This window comes from Hydrogenibacillus sp. N12, assembly GCF_019645935.1.
Classification (GTDB): Bacteria; Bacillota; Bacilli; order Thermicanales; family DSM-22653; genus Hydrogenibacillus; species Hydrogenibacillus schlegelii.
In genome coordinates this window covers 450,638-467,318 of sequence record NZ_CP080953.1, presented here as the reverse complement: position 1 = coordinate 467,318, position 16,681 = coordinate 450,638, and the positions used below count along the sequence as shown (strand labels likewise).

At 62.5% G+C, this 16,681-nt stretch carries 12 protein-coding genes, 11 tRNA genes and 2 rRNA genes; 1 reads left to right on the top strand and 24 read right to left on the bottom strand.

The window, feature by feature from the left end:
- Positions 1 to 80: 80 nt before the first annotated feature.
- From K2M58_RS02210 to K2M58_RS02115, 20 genes are all read right to left on the bottom strand, one after another.
- The gene (locus K2M58_RS02210; protein WP_220678097.1) at positions 81 to 743 is read right to left on the bottom strand and encodes a hypothetical protein; all 663 of its coding nucleotides are present in this window, start codon (positions 741 to 743) and stop codon (positions 81 to 83) included.
- Positions 718 to 1,194 (bottom strand): hypothetical protein, encoded by a 477-nt coding sequence (locus K2M58_RS02205; protein ID WP_220678096.1) that lies wholly within the window; start codon positions 1,192 to 1,194, stop codon positions 718 to 720. The genes K2M58_RS02210 and K2M58_RS02205 overlap by 26 nt, the downstream gene beginning before the upstream one ends.
- A 128-nt stretch (positions 1,195 to 1,322) precedes the next feature.
- Positions 1,323 to 2,408, bottom strand: a complete 1,086-nt coding sequence (locus tag K2M58_RS02200) for a type II secretion system F family protein (protein WP_220678095.1) — start codon at positions 2,406 to 2,408, stop codon at positions 1,323 to 1,325.
- A complete protein-coding gene (locus tag K2M58_RS02195; RefSeq protein ID WP_220678094.1) occupies positions 2,405 to 3,838 on the bottom strand; it encodes an ATPase, T2SS/T4P/T4SS family in 1,434 nt (477 codons plus the stop codon). The genes K2M58_RS02200 and K2M58_RS02195 overlap by 4 nt, the downstream gene beginning before the upstream one ends.
- A gap of 120 nt (positions 3,839 to 3,958) precedes the next feature.
- On the bottom strand, positions 3,959 to 4,345 hold the full coding sequence (locus K2M58_RS02190; protein ID WP_220678093.1) for a prepilin-type N-terminal cleavage/methylation domain-containing protein: 387 nt from the start codon (positions 4,343 to 4,345) through the stop codon (positions 3,959 to 3,961).
- Between the two features lie 496 nt (positions 4,346 to 4,841).
- A complete protein-coding gene (locus tag K2M58_RS02185; protein WP_220678092.1) occupies positions 4,842 to 5,948 on the bottom strand; it encodes a hypothetical protein in 1,107 nt (368 codons plus the stop codon).
- A 789-nt stretch (positions 5,949 to 6,737) separates the two neighbouring features.
- The gene (locus tag K2M58_RS02180) at positions 6,738 to 6,902 is read right to left on the bottom strand and encodes a hypothetical protein (RefSeq protein ID WP_220678091.1); all 165 of its coding nucleotides are present in this window, start codon (positions 6,900 to 6,902) and stop codon (positions 6,738 to 6,740) included.
- 27 nt (positions 6,903 to 6,929) lie between these two features.
- Positions 6,930 to 7,005, bottom strand: a tRNA-His gene (locus K2M58_RS02175).
- 4 nt (positions 7,006 to 7,009) lie between these two features.
- A tRNA-Tyr gene (locus K2M58_RS02170) sits at positions 7,010 to 7,095 on the bottom strand.
- A 152-nt stretch (positions 7,096 to 7,247) separates the two neighbouring features.
- Positions 7,248 to 7,323, bottom strand: a tRNA-Phe gene (locus tag K2M58_RS02165).
- A gap of 15 nt (positions 7,324 to 7,338) precedes the next feature.
- Positions 7,339 to 7,415: transfer RNA gene (locus tag K2M58_RS02160), tRNA-Pro, on the bottom strand.
- A 35-nt stretch (positions 7,416 to 7,450) separates the two neighbouring features.
- Positions 7,451 to 7,524 (bottom strand) — tRNA-Gly (locus K2M58_RS02155).
- A 23-nt stretch (positions 7,525 to 7,547) separates the two neighbouring features.
- Positions 7,548 to 7,631 (bottom strand) — tRNA-Leu (locus K2M58_RS02150).
- Between the two features lie 74 nt (positions 7,632 to 7,705).
- A tRNA-Asp gene (locus K2M58_RS02145) sits at positions 7,706 to 7,781 on the bottom strand.
- Positions 7,782 to 7,785: 4 nt separating this feature from the next.
- A tRNA-Met gene (locus tag K2M58_RS02140) sits at positions 7,786 to 7,862 on the bottom strand.
- Between the two features lie 12 nt (positions 7,863 to 7,874).
- Positions 7,875 to 7,949 (bottom strand) — tRNA-Val (locus tag K2M58_RS02135).
- 10 nt (positions 7,950 to 7,959) lie between these two features.
- Positions 7,960 to 8,036: transfer RNA gene (locus tag K2M58_RS02130), tRNA-Glu, on the bottom strand.
- A gap of 7 nt (positions 8,037 to 8,043) precedes the next feature.
- Positions 8,044 to 8,119 (bottom strand) — tRNA-Thr (locus K2M58_RS02125).
- An 81-nt stretch (positions 8,120 to 8,200) separates the two neighbouring features.
- A 23S ribosomal RNA gene (locus K2M58_RS02120) occupies positions 8,201 to 11,119 on the bottom strand.
- Positions 11,120 to 11,198: 79 nt separating this feature from the next.
- A 16S ribosomal RNA gene (locus K2M58_RS02115) occupies positions 11,199 to 12,721 on the bottom strand.
- The 16S and 23S rRNA genes sit together here with 11 tRNA genes alongside, the layout of an rRNA operon.
- A gap of 431 nt (positions 12,722 to 13,152) precedes the next feature.
- Here K2M58_RS02115 and K2M58_RS02110 point away from each other — a divergent pair.
- A complete protein-coding gene (locus K2M58_RS02110) occupies positions 13,153 to 13,473 on the top strand; it encodes a DUF2614 family zinc ribbon-containing protein (RefSeq protein WP_220678090.1) in 321 nt (106 codons plus the stop codon).
- Between the two features lie 113 nt (positions 13,474 to 13,586).
- Here K2M58_RS02110 and K2M58_RS12925 read toward each other — a convergent pair whose 3' ends face one another.
- From K2M58_RS12925 to K2M58_RS02090, 4 genes are all read right to left on the bottom strand, one after another.
- A complete protein-coding gene (locus K2M58_RS12925) occupies positions 13,587 to 14,183 on the bottom strand; it encodes a Fur family transcriptional regulator (RefSeq protein ID WP_354667524.1) in 597 nt (198 codons plus the stop codon).
- A 219-nt stretch (positions 14,184 to 14,402) separates the two neighbouring features.
- Positions 14,403 to 15,149 carry an endonuclease III gene (gene nth / locus K2M58_RS02100; RefSeq protein ID WP_252393504.1) on the bottom strand — a complete coding sequence of 249 codons (747 nt, stop codon included), beginning with the start codon at positions 15,147 to 15,149 and terminating at the stop codon, positions 14,403 to 14,405.
- A 57-nt stretch (positions 15,150 to 15,206) separates the two neighbouring features.
- Complete coding sequence (locus K2M58_RS02095) at positions 15,207 to 16,157, bottom strand: D-2-hydroxyacid dehydrogenase (RefSeq protein WP_220678089.1); 951 nt, start codon at positions 16,155 to 16,157, stop codon at positions 15,207 to 15,209.
- A 24-nt stretch (positions 16,158 to 16,181) separates the two neighbouring features.
- On the bottom strand, positions 16,182 to 16,679 hold the full coding sequence (locus K2M58_RS02090) for a peroxiredoxin (protein WP_220678088.1): 498 nt from the start codon (positions 16,677 to 16,679) through the stop codon (positions 16,182 to 16,184).
- Between the last annotated feature and the right edge of the window lie 2 nt (positions 16,680 to 16,681).

Sequence of the window (16,681 nt, the reverse complement as noted above, 5' to 3'; positions counted from 1 at the left end):
GGGGTCATCGTTCAACGATCGTTCAACGCCGGCGCGCTTCATGCCGGGATTTTCCGTCGGCGCCCGCGTCACGATGGCCCTTATGGCGGCCAGGCCCGAAACACGACCGCCGTCCAGAGGCGCATCCGGCGTTCCAGAGGCGGGCGATCGGCCGAAACGGGGAGCCGGAGCGTGACGTCGACCGGCACCGCCGCCCGAACGGCGTGAGCGTCCGACCAGAGGGCCGGCGATCCGATGGCGTAGGTGAAAGAGACCGTCGGCACAGGCGCGGTTCGTCCATGCCCCGGCCCCTTCAAGGCAAACCCTTCCCGCTCGACGGCCGCCTGAAGCGGCTCAAGCACCCCCTGCCTGACGGCGGCTTGAGCCCGAGCGGCCCAGATCGCCTCCGACGCCGATGGCCCCTCCGCCGCAGCCTCCCCCGCTCCCGCCGTCGGCCCGTCCGGCCCCGAATCCGCCACCCTGCCCGGTCCCGAATCCGTCGCCCTCCCGAGCGCCTCCTCCCCATCGACGACCGGCGGCCAGCGGGCGAGGACGTATCGAGCGGCCTCAAGCAGCGTGGCCTCGGCCGCCTCCGCTCCGGCCTTTTCCCGGACGCCGACGAGGAGGTGGACGATCGCCTCGAGGAGCACCGCGATCACCCAGAGCGCGATGAGGACCTCGACGAGCATCCAGCCGCCGGTCGACCGCCGGCGGATGAGCCGATCGTCTGACCCCTTCTTAACGCCCTTCGCAGCGCTTTTCATACCAGACCCCCGTCGGAGCCGCCAGGCCAAAGCAGCGCCCCCCGACCGACGCGACGGTCAGCCGGACGTTCGGCGTCCCGGGCACGACGCGGCCGTTTTGGCCAAATCCGTACGAGATCGGCCCCATGTTCGGGGAACTTTCCGAGACTCTGGCGACCTTGACGCCGCCACCCGTTCGAACCCACCAGACGGCGTGTCCGATCGACCCCTGAGACGATCCGTCGTCGGCAAAATCCACCTTCGCCGTCTCCGTCATCAGCCGGGCGACGACGGCCGCCCGGACGACGTCGATTTCGACGCGGGCGGCAGCGCCTCCCAAGCGGATCCCCTCCGCCCGCCGGAGAAAGAGTTCGCCGAACGGAAGAAAGAGGGCGGCGATCGCGACCAAGAGGGAGAGGCCAACGAGAACTTCGGCGAGCGTCGCCCCCGCATCCTGGGTTGGGCAGGGCACCTCGGGTCGGGCGGCAAGCGGAACAGGGTCCTGCCCTGCACGCGCCCGTCCTGCACCGATCGGCTTCGAAGCGTCCCGCGACATCAACCGGCATTCCCCTTCCGAACCGGCAGCGAGTCCAGCGACCGCTACAACCGGGCCATGAGATCGAACACCATGCCGAAAAGCGTCCCGGCGACGAGAAGCACCGCTCCGCCGACGACGAGCACCGCCGCCGGTTCGATCCAGCGGACCTGCGCCTCCGTCCGCCGCTCGAGTTCCGCCTCCAGGCGGGCGGCGTAGGCGTTCAGCAGCTCCACCAGCCGCCCCGACCGCTCGCCGCTTTCCACGTAAAGCCTCCAGTCGTCCTCCAACCACGGTGTCTCTTCAAACGCCCCGGTCAGCGTCGCGCCGGAGAGAAGCCGGGTCTCCAACCGGCCATACCAGGCTCGAAGCACCCGCCAGGGCGTTTCCGTCTGAAGCAGCCGGACGGCGGACAACACATCGTGGCCCGCCTGAAGCAAAAGCCCGAGCGGCTCAATCGCCTCCCGCGTCAAAACGAGGCGGACGATGCGCCCGAGCGGCCCGAGGCGGACGAGGCGACCGACAGCCGCCTCCGAGCCCCGGCGGACCGCCAACCCGACGCCGACCGTCCCCCCGCCCATCAGCCCGGCGACCGCCAGCCCGCCGATCAGGCCGGCGGTCCATGGGACGGAAGACCTGAGCGTCCCTTCCACCGTCTGAACGCCGGCGCTGCCCGCAAGGGCCGTCTCCAGCGCCTGAAGCCTCGGCCCGAGGCCGGCGAGAAGATACCCGAACAAAAGGAGCGCAAGCGCCAAAAGAAAAGCCGGGTAGGCGAGGCGGGCGCGGATCGTTCGCCGAAATCGAACCCGTCTGGCGTAATGGTCGCGAAGATGAGCCAGCTGGACGGCGACATCTCCCGTCATCTCGGCCAGGGCCAGCGCGGCCAGGGCATAGGGCGGCCAGCCGATTGCCCGAAAAGCGTCTGAAAGCAGCGCACCCCGTTCCACCGCATCCCGGGCGTCGCGAAACGACGGACGATAGGGCGACGGCAAATACCGCTCGGTCGCCTCAAGCCCCTCGAAAAGCGGCAGCCCGCCGGCGGCAAGCTCCGAAAGGGGGACAAGCACCCGCTCGAGAACGGGCTCCGTCCACCGCGGCCGGCGGGTCGGCCGTCCCCCCCTTCGAAGAAACCTTTGGAGAATTCCGGTCACCGTCCGATCCCCCCGGGATCGCCGGCCCGCACCGCGGTCGAAGCGACGACCGGCCGGGAAACGCCGCCCGCCCCTCCCGCCGACGGAGCGCCGCCGGCGGCCGACCCTGCGGGCGCCGGTGCGCCCGTCGATCCGGTCGGCCCTCGCATCGGTTCGCACGGTCCTTTGAACGGCGGCCCGATGCTTTCTCCGACGGACGGAACGACCAGTTCAAACGCCGGAGACGGCACCACACCGAGTCCGCCGCAGGCGCCGCACCCTTCGCCGGGGTGGGACGGGCCGAGCCGGGCCGACCCGTCGTCCGACGGCGCCGTTCCTGAACGAACGACCGCGCCGCCCCCGGCGCCGTCGACCCGCCCATCGCCCGCCTTTTCCGAATCCCCGACCCCCACGCCGACCCTTCCTCGACTCCCGTTCCCGACGCCGGCACTTCTCCGCCCCTCGTTCCCCATGCCGGCATTTCCTCGGCTTTCGTTCTCCCAACCAACGCGCCTTCGGCGCCCGTCTCCGGTACCGGCCGCTCTGCCGTCAGAAACGACCGTGTCTGAAAGCGCTGCCCCCGATGCGTTCCCCGTCCCGCTGCATCGAATGCACATCCGGAAACGCATTCGCTGGCCGATGACGCCGAGAAGCGTCCGAGACACCCAGGCCGGTTCGGCGCCCAGCTCCAGCAGACGGAAGACGGCCGAGCCGGCATCGTCGGCATGGATCGTCGCCAGGACGAGCGTCCCGCTGAGGGCCGCCCGGACGGCGATCTCCGCCGTCTCCCGGTCGCGAATTTCCCCGATGACGAGGGCGTCCGGATCGTGCCGGAGAATGGCCCGAAGCCCGGCGGCGAACGTGAGCCCGATCTCGTCGGCCACCGCGATCTGATGCACGCCGGGGAGGCGGGCCTCGACCGGATCTTCGACGGTGTAGATGACCGACCGGGCAGGGTCGAGCGCGCCGACGAGGGCATAGAGCGTCGTCGTCTTGCCGCTCCCCGTCGGGCCGGCGACGAGGATGAGCCCTGCGGACGATCGGAGCCACGCCCGGACGACCTCCGCCTGCTCCGGAGGCATGCCGAGGGCCGTCGGATCGCGATAGCGGGCCTCCGGGTAGAGAAACCGCGCCGTCAGCTTCTCGCCGGCGACCGTCGGCAACGTCGCCACTCGCACTTCGTACCGCCGGCCGCCTTCGCCGACGTAGTCGAACGCACCGTCCTGCGGGAGCCGCCGCTCGGCGATGTTGAGACGCGCGAGCAGCTTCAAGCGCTGCAGGAGGGTTTCCCCCTCCCGACGCCCAAAGTCTGCTAACGAAACAAGCCGGCCCGCAACGCGCATCCGCAGGCGAAAACCGTCGGTCGTCGGTTCCAGGTGCAAGTCGCTCGCCCGCGCGGCGACGGCGCGGGCGAACCACGGCGCCTCCGGCATCCCCTCCGCCTGCGCCATCCGTCCAACCTCCCCTCCCTCTTGGCCGTTCAAACGACCGGTGGCCGTCCAAACCGAACGGTCGGTTTGGGATTCAAGATTTTACCCGCATTATTTCGACTTTTTATTTCCTCTTGATTTTCATCGTTGATTCTCACCGGTTCTTTGCCAGATCACCTTCGGCGCCCCGCCTTCGGACGTCAGGGTGAACACCCCGCCGTCGCACGTCTCTTTCACCGTATCATCCAGATACACCGCCCGACCATTCTCTGAAACCTGAAGCTTGTTTAGCACATCGCCAATCGTTTGCCCGGGATCTTCGCCGTGGTCGAGCCGGTATTCGACGATCGCCTGCGTGATGAGCGCCGCCTGGGCATGACAGAGCTTTTCGTCCGCCCGCGCTTTGGCCGAAAGAAGGCGCGGCGTGACCAGCGCCAGAAGCACGACGATAAGGGCCAGGACGACAAGAAGCTCCGTCAGCGTAAACCCCGCGGCAGCCGAAGATACGCTTGCGCTCGGACGCCTCACCACCGCCGGCCCCAGCGGGCGACCGTTCCGCCGCGGTTTCGTCGGCGCCGACGACAATGCGGTTCGCACCTCCTAACGAACGTTTTTTCTGGGCTCGTCCCTTCCGGACGAGCTGCAGCCGCCTCAGTTCGACATCATTCGACATTCAATTCATTTATCAATATTTTTCTGTTTTTTTAGCCCAAAAATCTTCGCTTTCTGTCGACTACCGGTAATGTATCACAGCCCTCGGCCTTAGTCAATCAAACGTTTGTTCTAATCTGACGAAAACATCATTTCCGCTTCGCATTTCCACATAAAAAAACCCCCCTTCGCCACACATCTGGGGGAAAACATGCATCCGACACGCCTTAAGCCCCTTCGTTAGGCGCGCTGAATTCACGGCGCATGGATATTAAGGAGGTTTTCCCACGTATCACGCAACGGCAAAACGAAGCCGCCGTAAGAACGGTCAACCGAACCGAGTTGTTGAGCGGTTTCCTACACTGAGCGGTTCCTACCCTATAAAAGCTTTCCACGGACGTGGTCGTAAAGCCTCCTTTTGACTTACGTCAACAACCCAGGTAAGCCGATCACGAGACTCAAGAACATAATGCGGGTGGTGCCGCCGGACCTCTTGGCCAGGCTGAAAACCGACGCCAGACATCGACAGGTGGTCCACAGCCAATGTTATTTGCTTCGCTCTCTCATAAATCGCGGGATAAAACAAAAGCTGTAGCCTCATATTGAGAGTTCGCCCGTTCCCCTTGTGATTTTCCAGAGGATAACACAAGAGGTAGTGATAGCCCTGATCGTCGAGGACCTGCTCCGCCCCACCCCACCCGGCCAACAGGAGTGTCGTCCCTTCCGGCAAATTGAAGAGCTTTTTATAGGATATTTTTGTTTGCAACGTAAGAGCGAACCCGTAACGACCGATCGCCACTTCACTGAGGGTGACTGGATATCCGTTTGCGGAAGTGGAGATGTTCGGGTGAAACACTTTCATGGATGATTCGAGCAGAGAACGAGGCGAAGGAATGACGCGCGATAACAGATAGCGAATCGTCTCGATTGCCCCAATACGAGCATACTTTTCTTCGATGTATGCAATGACATCCGCGTGATTTGGTAGATCTAGAATTTGAGTTAGTATAGACAGTATATCATCTCTATTATCAGCAACAAAAGCAACAAACCTTCGAAACTCTTCATCTTGACTGTAGTAACGCAGCTTATTTAATACATTTTTCAATATCTCAAGCGATATTGTGGTCGGGTGCGCCGTCTCAATGTCACGCAGCAATTCCAGAATCGTTTCTGTTAAACGGGGAGGCTTTCCAAGCTGCTGCAGATGTATATTATGTTGCTCCGCTTGTGAGGCACGGTAAGATGCGTGTAAATTAGTCCGTAAACTTGTGAGTGCTCTCCATAGAACCATACGCACAACCGTATCACCGGATGTCTGTTCAAGCCATTTTACAGGATCTTCTGCCTGTGATAAATTATGCAGCAATGTCTCTTCTTCTTCGGGAAGTCGAGGAAGTTCGGCGTTAGGCGGCAGTTGAGATAACGCTCGAATCTGCGTCATCAGTCGATATTCTACCCACGGCCTCTCCACTTTCATCGTTTCTCCCCCCCATATTTTGCCAGATCCTGTTGCTACAAGCGAAGCGAGGAAGATTGCCTCATGCGCGGGACAGACGCCAACGGTCCACGCGTGGATGGTTTTACGATCACTGGGTTATATACTCAGTATCACTAGGATAGCGAAATGTACAAGTGCCGCCCCACGCAAGGAGCACACTTCCGTTCATTGTCGCGCTGACTGTTCCGGGGCCCGTATAATCGACCCTATCTTTTTTCCACTCACTCGCAAACAACCAATCGCTTCCCGAAACGTTGCCATATCCTCCTGTGCTCCAGTTAAGCCAGCTTACATGATAGCCAGCATTTACAAATGGACCAAGTCTAGAGCCGACTTCCATGAGAAATGCAGCCGAACCAGTACCTCAGTCCTCAATAAAGAGCGAACTCCATCCACAATCTCCCTCGCGAACATCAGCAGGTCCAATGCTTTCGTAAATCTCATTTACCGATGGACACAAATTATGCACTCTAGCATATTCAAGAGCCGAGCCCTTCAGATTCTCGCAATCGAGCTTCATGGGAACTCGATTGGTAAATCGGTCTCCTTCCTCTGCTTGTATAGGCTTCATTAAGCTGACCATTGCGGATGTTATTGCTACCGTTGAAACGAACATAAATGCCAAAAACCACCTTAGGATTTGCATGATCCTTTCCTCCTTCCTGAAATTCAAATTAAACCCTCCCACAACATCGCCATACGGCCTGCCCTACACCGGTGCTGCGAAGCATAGCAGAACGTTACTTACCCAAACTTGATCTGAATATTTTATTGATTTAAATAAACAATACCAAAACCACCGTTCTTTGTCAAGCGAAAATACGTTTTAATCAGGCGAAAAGTCATATCCGGCGCGACGCACGTTGGGGCGGTAGGCGCACCGAATTCACGGCGCAAAAAAGTCAAAAACGCGGGATTGGCGTAAAGCGCCATCCCGCGTTCCGTCGGCGTTTTTAAGAATGGGGCGGTCGAAGGGATTCGAACCCTCGAATGCCGGAGCCACAATCCGGTGCGTTAACCGCTTCGCCACGACCGCCAGCTGGTGGAGGGGGACGGATTCGAACCGCCGAACCCATGAGGGAGCAGATTTACAGTCTGCCGCGTTTGGCCACTTCGCTACCCCTCCACATGACGTTCCCACACCGCACGCCTTCGCTCGCACCCGAACCGACGCGCGGTCTTCCCCGACGCGACCGTACGTTTCCTTTCTCCTTTGGTTTCCCTTCTCCTTTGGAGAATATCTCCTTCGAGAGAATACGCCGATCGCGTCAGCCGCGGTGGTGGCTCGGGACGGAATCGAACCGCCGACACGAGGATTTTCAGTCCTCTGCTCTGCCAACTGAGCTACCGAGCCATAAAAAGAAAAGAATGGTCGGGATTACAGGATTCGAACCTGTGACCTCTTGGTCCCGAACCAAGCGCTCTACCAAGCTGAGCTAAATCCCGACTGATCCGTCCGGCAAAATCCGGCCGACATGAACTGGAGCGGGCGATGGGAATCGAACCCACGCATCCAGCTTGGAAGGCTGGAGTTCTACCACTGAACTACGCCCGCGCACCGGAAGCCGGGTGGAAGGGTGGTGCGGGTGGAGGGACTCGAACCCCCACGCACGAGGCCCTAGATCCTAAGTCTAGTGCGTCTGCCAGTTCCGCCACACCCGCATCTCGGGAGGGCGTCTTAGGCGCGCTCGGGTATCCGTCACGCCTTCTGTCTGTCGATGCGCTTAAGGAAAGAATGGCGGTGCTGACGGGACTTGAACCCGCGATCTCCGGTGTGACAGACCGGTGTGTTAACCCCTACACCACAGCACCGCTTTGGTTGCGGGGGCAGGATTTGAACCTGCGACCTTCGGGTTATGAGCCCGACGAGCTACCGAACTGCTCCACCCCGCGATGAGAGAAGAATGGTGGACGATGACGGTTTCGAACCGCCGACCTCTTGCGTGTGAAGCAAGCGCTCTCCCACTGAGCTAATCGTCCACCTTCAAGCTGGTGACCCGTAGGGGATTCGAACCCCTGAATGCCGCCTTGAAAGGGCGGTGTGTTTGTCCACTTCACCAACGGGCCACGGACGTGGTGCTCCCGACAGGAATCGAACCTGCGACCTCATCCTTACCAAGGATGCGCTCTACCGACTGAGCTACAGGAGCAGGGATCTCGTAGGGGCAACGAATATTATACAGCCTTCGGCCGTAGAATTCAACCCCTACTCCCTCAAAACCGGATCGTGGGGAGGCAAAGCCTCGACCGATTCGGATCCGTCAGCTTCACGCGTTACCGCGCTTCCACCTCGGACCGATCGACCTCGTCGTCTACGAGGGGTCTTACCCGGTCAAGCCGGTGGGAAATCTCATCTTGGGGTGGGCTTCGCGCTTAGATGCTTTCAGCGCTTATCCCGTCCGCACTTGGCTACCCAGCGGTGCGCCTGGCGGCACAACTGGTACACCAGCGGTGCGTCCGTCCCGGTCCTCTCGTACTAGGGACGACTCCCCTCAAATTTCCTCCGCCCGCGACAGATAGGGACCGAACTGTCTCACGACGTTCTGAACCCAGCTCACGTACCGCTTTAATGGGCGAACAGCCCAACCCTTGGGACCGGCTCCAGCCCCAGGATGCGATGAGCCGACATCGAGGTGCCAAACCTCCCCGTCGATGTGGACTCTTGGGGGAGATCAGCCTGTTATCCCCGGGGTAGCTTTTATCCGTTGAGCGATGGCCCTTCCACTCGGCACCACCGGATCACTAAGCCCGACTTTCGTCCCTGCTCGACCCGTCGGTCTCGCAGTCAAGCCCCCTTCTCGCCTTTGCACGCTCCGCGCGATTTCCATCCGCGCTGAGGGGACCTTTGGGCGCCTCCGTTACCCTTTAGGAGGCGACCGCCCCAGTCAAACTGCCCGCCTGACACGGTCCCCCGACCGGCTCACGGCCGCGGGTGAGTCGTCCGCCGCCTCCAGGGTGGTATCCCACCGCCGCCTCCGCGCCCCCTGACGAGGACGCTTCCCAGGCTCCCACCTATCCTGTACAGAAGGCGGCAAACCACAATATCAGGCTGCAGTAAAGCTCCACGGGGTCTTGCCGTCTAGTCGCGGGTACCCTGCATCTTCACAGGGACTACGATTTCACCGAGCCTCCTGCCGAGACAGCGCCCAGGTCGTTACGCCTTTCGTGCGGGTCGGAACTTACCCGACAAGGAATTTCGCTACCTTAGGACCGTTATAGTTACGGCCGCCGTTTACTGGGGCTTCGGTTCAGAGCTTCGGGCCTATACCCTAACCCTTCCCCTTAACCTTCCAGCACCGGGCAGGCGTCAGCCCCTATACGTCGCCTTACGGCTTCGCAGAGACCTGTGTTTTTGCTAAACAGTCGCCTGGGCCACTTCTCTGCGGCCTGCCTTCCAAGACAGGCGCCCCTTCTCCCGAAGTTACGGGGCCATTTTGCCGAGTTCCTTAGCAGGAGTTCGCTCGCGCGCCTGAGGATCCTCTCCTCGCCCACCTGTGTCGGTTTCCGGTACGGGCGCTCCCAGGCCTCGCTAGAGGCTTTTCTCGGCAGTGCGATCCGGAAGGCCTTCGGTACTCGCCTTCCCTCCCCGTCACGGCTCAGGCTTCCGGCGCGCGGATTTGCCTGCGCACCACCCTCGCCGCTTGGACGCGCTCTTCCATCCCGCGCGCGCCTTCGGACCCCCTGCGTCCCCCCGTCGCTCAAACGGCCGGGAGCGGTACGGGATTCTCCACCCGTTTCCCATCAGCTACGCCTCGCGGCCTCGCCTTAGGTCCCGACTTACCCTGAGCGGACGAGCCTTCCTCAGGAACCCTTGGGCTTTCGGCGGGTCGGATTCTCACCGACCTTCTCGCTACTCACGCCGGCATTCTCGCTTCCCTGCGCTCCACGCGCCCTCCCGGTCGCGCTTCTACGCCCAGGGAACGCTCCCCTACCGCACTCCTCGTGCCCGGCGCTTCGGTGTCGCGCTTAGCCCCGTTACATTTTCCGCGCAGCGCCACTCGACCAGTGAGCTATTACGCACTCTTTGAATGATGGCTGCTTCTAAGCCAACATCCTGGTTGTCTTCGCAGCGCCACATCGTTTCCCACTAAGCGCAAACTCCGGGACCTTAGCGGCCGGTCTGGGCTCTTTCCCTCTCGACGACGAAGCTTATCCCCCGCCGTCTGACTCCCAAGGACCACGCCCGGGCATTCGCAGTTTGACAGGGCTTGGTAGCCCTCGCGGGCCCCGCACCCAATCAGTGCTCTACCTCCCAGGCGCTCCCCTTGAGGCTCGCCCTCAAGCGATTTCGGGGAGAACCAGCTATCTCCGGGTTCGGTTGGCTTTTCACCCCTACCCACACCTCATCCCCTGGTTTTGCAACACCAGTGGGTTCGGGCCTCCAGTCGGATTTCGCCGACCTTCACCCTGGACATGGGTAGATCACCCGGTTTCGGGTCGACGCCTGCATACTCCCGCCCTCTTCAGACTCGCTTTCGCTCCGGCTCCGGCCCTGAAGGCCTTAACCTCGCATGCAAGCGTCACTCGCCGGCTCATTCTGCAAAAGGCACGCCGTCACCCATCGACGGGCTCCGACTGCTTGTGGGCACACGGTTTCAGGTCCTCTTTCACTCCCCTCCCGGGGTGCTTTTCACCGTTCCCTCACGGTACTCCTCCGCTATCGGTCGCCAGGGAGTATTTAGCCTTGGGAGGTGGTCCTCCCCGCTTCCCGCGGGATTCCTCGTGTCCCGCGGTACTCAGGAGCCGGGCCAGGAGGAAAGAGCGTTTCGGCTACAGGGCTCTCACCTTCTCCGGCCGACCGTTCCAGGTCCGTTCGCCTACGCCCTCTCTTTGTCACTCCCATGCGGCCCGGTCCTACAACCCCGGACTTCCGTCCGGTTTGGGCTCCTCCCCTTTCGCTCGCCGCTACTCGGGGAATCGCGGTTGCTTTCTTCTCCTCGGGGTACTGAGATGTTTCAGTTCCCCCGGTTGCCCTCCTGCGCCTATGGATTCAGCGCAGGATGCCAGGGCTCCACCCTGGCGGGTTCCCCCATTCGGGCACCCCCGGATCCCGGCCCGCTTGCGGCTCCCCGGGGCATTTCGCCGCTTGCCGCGCCCTTCATCGGCTCCTGGCGCCGAGGCATCCACCGTGCGCCCTTCCACCTTTGCCTCGCCCACGATCCAGTTTTCAAGGAGCAGATGAGGGAAGCATTCCCTCAAAACTAAACAGCACCCAGCCCCAGCTCCTAGAAAGGAGGTGATCCATCCGCACCTTCCGGTACGGATACCTTGTTACGACTTCACCCCAGTCGCCAGGTTCGCCTTCAGCGCTGCTCGCGCCTTCGGGCGCCCCCGACTCCCATGGTGTGACGGGCGGTGTGTACAAGGCCCGGGAACGGATTCACCGCGGCATGCTGATCCGCGATTACTAGCGATTCCGCCTTCATGCAGGCGAGTTGCAGCCTGCAATCCGAACTGAGACCGGCTTTCAGGGATCCGCTCCGCCTCGCGGCTTCGCTTCCCGCTGTACCGGCCATTGTAGCACGTGTGTAGCCCAGGGCATAAGGGGCATGATGATTTGACGTCATCCCCACCTTCCTCCGCCTCGTCGGCGGCAGTCCCCTTAGAGTGCCCGGCTCCACCCGCTGGCAACTAAGGGCAGGGGTTGCGCTCGTTGCGGGACTTAACCCAACATCTCACGACACGAGCTGACGACAACCATGCACCACCTGTCTCCGCCGTCCCTCGCGGGAAAGGCCCATCTCTGAACCCGTCAGCGGGATGTCAAGCCCTGGTAAGGTTCTTCGCGTTGCTTCGAATTAAACCACATGCTCCACCGCTTGTGCGGGCCCCCGTCAATTCCTTTGAGTTTCAGCCTTGCGGCCGTACTCCCCAGGCGGGGTGCTTAATGTGTGAACTCCGGCACGGATGGGTCGCCCCACCCACACCTAGCACCCATCGTTTACAGCGTGGACTACCAGGGTATCTAATCCTGTTCGCTCCCCACGCTTTCGCGCCTCAGCGTCAGTTACAGGCCAGTGCGCTGCCTTCGCCATCGGTGTTCCTCCCGATCTCTACGCATTTCACCGCTACACCGGGAATTCCGCGCACCTCTCCTGCACTCAAGCCCGCCAGTTTCCGCTGCACCCCCACGGTTGAGCCGTGGCCTTTCACAGCAGACTTAACAGGCCGCCTACGCGCCCTTTACGCCCAGTCATTCCGGACAACGCTCGCCCCCTACGTATTACCGCGGCTGCTGGCACGTAGTTAGCCGGGGCTTCCTCGTCGGGTACCGTCAATGCCGCTCACGCAGCCCTTCTTCCCCGACAACAGGGGTTTACAACCCGAAGGCCTTCCTCCCCCACGCGGCGTCGCTCCGTCAGGCTTCCGCCCATTGCGGAAGATTCCCTACTGCTGCCTCCCGTAGGAGTCTGGGCCGTGTCTCAGTCCCAGTGTGGCCGGTCACCCTCTCAGGCCGGCTACGCATCATCGCCTTGGTAGGCCGTTACCCCACCAACCAGCTAATGCGCCGCAGGCCCCTCCTAAAGCAGGTCTCCCCTTTCCTTGCCCCAGCATGCGCCAGGACAATCTATCCGGTATTAGCACCGGTTTCCCGGTGTTATCCCGGTCTTTAGGGCAGGTTGCCTACGTGTTACTCACCCGTCCGCCGCTAAGCTCTCAGAGGGTTAACCCCCCCTCAAGCTCCGCCCGACTTGCATGTATTAGGCGCGCCGCCAGCGTTCGTCCTGAGCCAGGATCAAACTCTCCGATCCATCCCCAGCGTCGCCGCCAGGGCCTTCCAATCCCCCCCAGTCCCAACAGACGACCAAGGCCGCCGGCTCCACCCCGGCTCCTTAAGCCGCCCGCCGGTCCCGGAAAGGCCTTCCTCACAGGGCGGGTGCTGTTTAGTTTTCAAGGAACGCCTGCTCGCTTCACGATGCCGCCCGGTTTCGAGCAGCGACATTGGCTAATGTATCATAACGTCTCTTCCCTGTCAAGGGTTTCGGTTTTGGTAATTATTGCATCAACTGACGAAAGGCCATGACGCAGGACCGCCGATCGGCTATACTCGCCTCAGGAGGGCCGGCGCGTCGCGGCGCCGCCGTTCATCACCGGGCGGCCCTTTTGCCCTCGGCCTCCGTTGGTCTTTAGCGACCGCCGGTCGATGAGGGCCTCAAGGTCGTTCGTCCAAGGAGGGAGGCCGTTGTTTCGCGGCAAGCTGAACGCCTACCGCTCGATCAGCCTGCTGGCGCTCTTGGCCGGCTTTCTCCTCATGTACGGCGCGATTTTGTTGAAAGGTCTGCCGCTTCTCGCCGGTGGGCTCATGGTCGCCGGCTTTCTCTTCGTCATCGGAAGCGGCCTTTCGTATTTTCTGATCGGCGCCCTATCGATGCGGGCCGTCCGGGTCGTCTGCCCGACGTGCGGCCGGGAGACGAAGATGCTCGGCATGCACGACCGGTGCCTTTACTGCGGACAGCGGCTCACCCTCGACCCCTGCTTTCGGGAAGAGGAAAAAAAAGAATAGGCGCCGCCGCGCCGAGGGATGGGGCAAACCGATTGGGGGTCAACGGCGAAAGGACCCGGAGACAGGACAGGCCGGCCGGCGGGCAAAGGTGCCACGGGACGGCCGATGAGACGTCACGCCCCGGTTTCTTCGGCCGCCGGCACAATCGCCGCCGGACGCCGGGGCGCTTCGTCGGCCGACGCGCCGGCAGCGGGCGCCGGTCGCTCGGGGCTCCGTCCGGCCTTCTGGCAGTCGCTGCAGATGCCGTAAACTTCAAACCGGTGCTCGAGGGGGCGGAAACCGGTCTGCCGCAGCACTTCTTGCCGGAGCAGGGCGACGGGGAGCCGGCCGTCGGCGGGGTATTCAACGTCTTCGATCCGACCGCAAACGACGCAGACGACATGATAGTGGTCGTGCAGCTGGCCGTCAAAACGGCTCGCCTGATCGCCGAAGGTGAGCTCCCGCACGAGCCCGACTTCTTTGAAGAGCTTCAGGTTGTTGTACACCGTGGCGACGCTCATGCTCGGAAAGCCCGGCGACAAGGCTTTGTAGATCTCATCAGCCGTCGGATGAGAACGGGTCTTCAGCATATAGGCAAGGATGGCATGGCGCTGTGGCGTCATGCGGATGCCCCGCGCCCGAAGCGCCTCGACCGCTTCCTGGAATCGGGCTTCGAATGCTTTTTCGCCGTCGGCGTAGACGCGTTCGGAGGTTGCTGCTAACTTCTGCACCACCCTGACCCCCTTTTCACGGCGGCCCTATAACTGAGAATCTTTATCAATAAGTCCGGGAAAGAAGGCGCCGCAGCGGGCGCTTGGACATGAAGCGATTTCACTGTTTGGCGATCGGCCTCTCACGATCGGGTGAGGTTCGGAATCGGTTGGAATTGTAATGAGAACCGTTCTCAGTGAATGAGGCCGCTAACCTTTTTTCCTTCTCCTTTTTTAACTTTAATCGCCACGGCCGATGTTGTCAACTGGCGGATCTTGATTTTTTTGTCCTGATCGGGCGGCCTTTAAACCGTGCGGACAGTCGACCCAAAGCGGGCAGCGGTCGCACTTCGGCGCCCGGGCATGGCACATCCGGCGGCCGTGCCAGATGAGGCGGTGATGGGTGACGGCCCACTCGCTCATCGGGATGCGCTCCCGGAGCTCCGCCTCGACCCGCTCCGGCGTGTCGCCGGAGGCGAGTCCGAGCCGGCGGCTGACGCGAAAGACGTGGGTGTCGACGGCGATCGCCGGGAGGCCGAAGGCGGTGCTCAGGACGACGTTGGCCGTCTTCCGGCCGACGCCGGGAAGGGCGACGAGGGCGTCGAAGTCTCGCGGCACTTCGCCGCCGTAGCGCTCGACGAGGATCCGGGCCGTTTCGATGATGTTTTTGCTTTTTGTCCGGTAAAGGCCGATCGACTGGATGTGCGGCGCCAGCTCTTCCGGCGTGAGGGCGGCAAAAGCGCGCGCATCGGGATAGCGGCGGAACAGCTCCGGCGTCACCTGGTTGACCTTGGCATCGGTCGATTGGGCGGACAGCATCGTCGCGACGAGGAGCTGGAACGGCGTCTCGTAATGGAGCTCACAGCGGGCGTCCGGATACAGGGCCGCGAGGCTGTCCAAAATCCGTCGAACGCGACGGGATTCGTCCATCCGCCCGTCCGCTTCGCGCTCGACCGGTACCCGCCGGGGAGCGGTCTCAGGCGGCATGCGGTTCCCTCGCTTTGTTTCTGATCGGTGGCCGGGCGATTGAGCCCGACGGCCGGGCTAATACCCCCGGCGGAGATCGACGCGATTTTCCAGGCCGGAGAGATCCCCGGACCGATAGCGGTGGAGGTTCCGGCGAAACAGCTCGAGCGCCCGCTCGAGGTAGTGGGGCGTCCGGCCGGCGACGTGCGGGGTGAGGATCACCCGGGGGAACGTCCAGAACGGATGCTCCGGCGGGAGCGGTTCGTCGGCAAAGACGTCCAGATAGGCGGCGGAAAGCCGCTCTTTCCGAAGCGCTTCCCAAAGCGCCCCTTCGTCGACGAGGGCGCCCCGGCCAACGTTGACGAAGACGGCGCCGGGCTTCATCGCCGAAAAGCGCCGCCGGTCGAAGAGGCCGGCGGTCGTCGATGTGAGCGGCAGCACGACGACGACGATATCCGCCTCCGGCAAAAAATCCTCCAGGGCGGAAAGGTCACCGATGCGCTCAAACGGCGAAAGCGCTCCGGACGACCGCCGGATGCCGAGCAACCGGACGCCGAACGGGGCGAGCCGCTCGGCGATCGCCCGGCCGACGGCGCCGGCGCCGACGATGAGAACGGTCTTTCCGGCGAGCTCCTCGACGCGAAGGGTCGGCGACCAGCGGCGCGCCTTTTGTTCTTCGTAAAAGGCGTAAAGCCGGCGCACGTGGGCGAGGAGAAGTCCGATGACGTGCTCCGCCATCGGAATGGCATGAATGCCCCGGGCGTTGGTGACGACGATCCCCCGGTTCAGAAGCGCCTCCCGCGGCAGCCCGTCGATGCCGCTTTTGAGAACCATCACCCAGCGCAGGCGAGAAAACGCGGCGAGGCGATCGGCCCCCAGGTCGTCGCCGTAGGTGACGATCACCTCGGTGTCGGACGGCGCCGGAGCGGTGGAAAGCGACGGCACAAAATCGAACGGGACGTCCGGAAACGCTCCTTTGAGCGCCTCCCGGTGCTTGTCCGCCAGCCGGGCGGTGACGACGACGCGCATCGGCCCTCTCCCCTTTTGGAGTCGTCAGCGGTTTTCCATCGCTTCGATCGCCTGCCGGACTTCTTCCCCGTGGCCGTCCACCTTGACGTTCAACCAGCGGCGGGCGATGCGCCCCGCTTCGTCGATGAGAAACGTCGAGCGGACGATGCCCATGCTCTCCCGGCCGAAGCGGACCTTCCGCTGCCAGACGCCGTATCGCTCGGCGACCGCATGGTCGGCGTCCGAAAGAAGAAGAAACGGAAGGTCGTATTTGGTGCGGAACTTTTCGTGGCTTTCGATCGGGTCGGGGCTTACGCCGAGGACGACGGCCCCGAGGCCGGTAAACGTCGGATGGAGGTCGCGAAACTGGATCGCCTCTCGGGTGCAGCCGGGGGTGTCGTCTTTCGGGTAAAAATAAAGGACGACTTTCTGTCCGCGAAAATCGCTGAGGCGGACGACGGTGCCGCCTGCGGCGGGCAGGGCAAAATCCGGCGCCGGCTCGCCGACGTTCGGCGGAGCCGGACGGCGGGTTTCATCGTTCATCG

Excerpts from the sequence above, each read along its gene's own strand:
- K2M58_RS02185 (WP_220678092.1), bottom strand. The coding sequence starts at position 5,948 with ATGAAAGTGGAGAGGCCGTGGGTAGAATATCGACTGATGACGCAGATT.
- K2M58_RS02210 (WP_220678097.1), bottom strand. The coding sequence starts at position 743 with ATGAAAAGCGCTGCGAAGGGCGTTAAGAAGGGGTCAGACGATCGGCTC.
- K2M58_RS02095 (WP_220678089.1), bottom strand. The coding sequence starts at position 16,157 with ATGCGCGTCGTCGTCACCGCCCGGCTGGCGGACAAGCACCGGGAGGCG.
- K2M58_RS02180 (WP_220678091.1), bottom strand. The coding sequence starts at position 6,902 with ATGGCGCTTTACGCCAATCCCGCGTTTTTGACTTTTTTGCGCCGTGAA.
- nth (WP_252393504.1), bottom strand. The coding sequence starts at position 15,149 with ATGCCGCCTGAGACCGCTCCCCGGCGGGTACCGGTCGAGCGCGAAGCG.
- K2M58_RS02090 (WP_220678088.1), bottom strand. The coding sequence starts at position 16,679 with ATGAACGATGAAACCCGCCGTCCGGCTCCGCCGAACGTCGGCGAGCCG.
- K2M58_RS02195 (WP_220678094.1), bottom strand. The coding sequence starts at position 3,838 with ATGGCGCAGGCGGAGGGGATGCCGGAGGCGCCGTGGTTCGCCCGCGCC.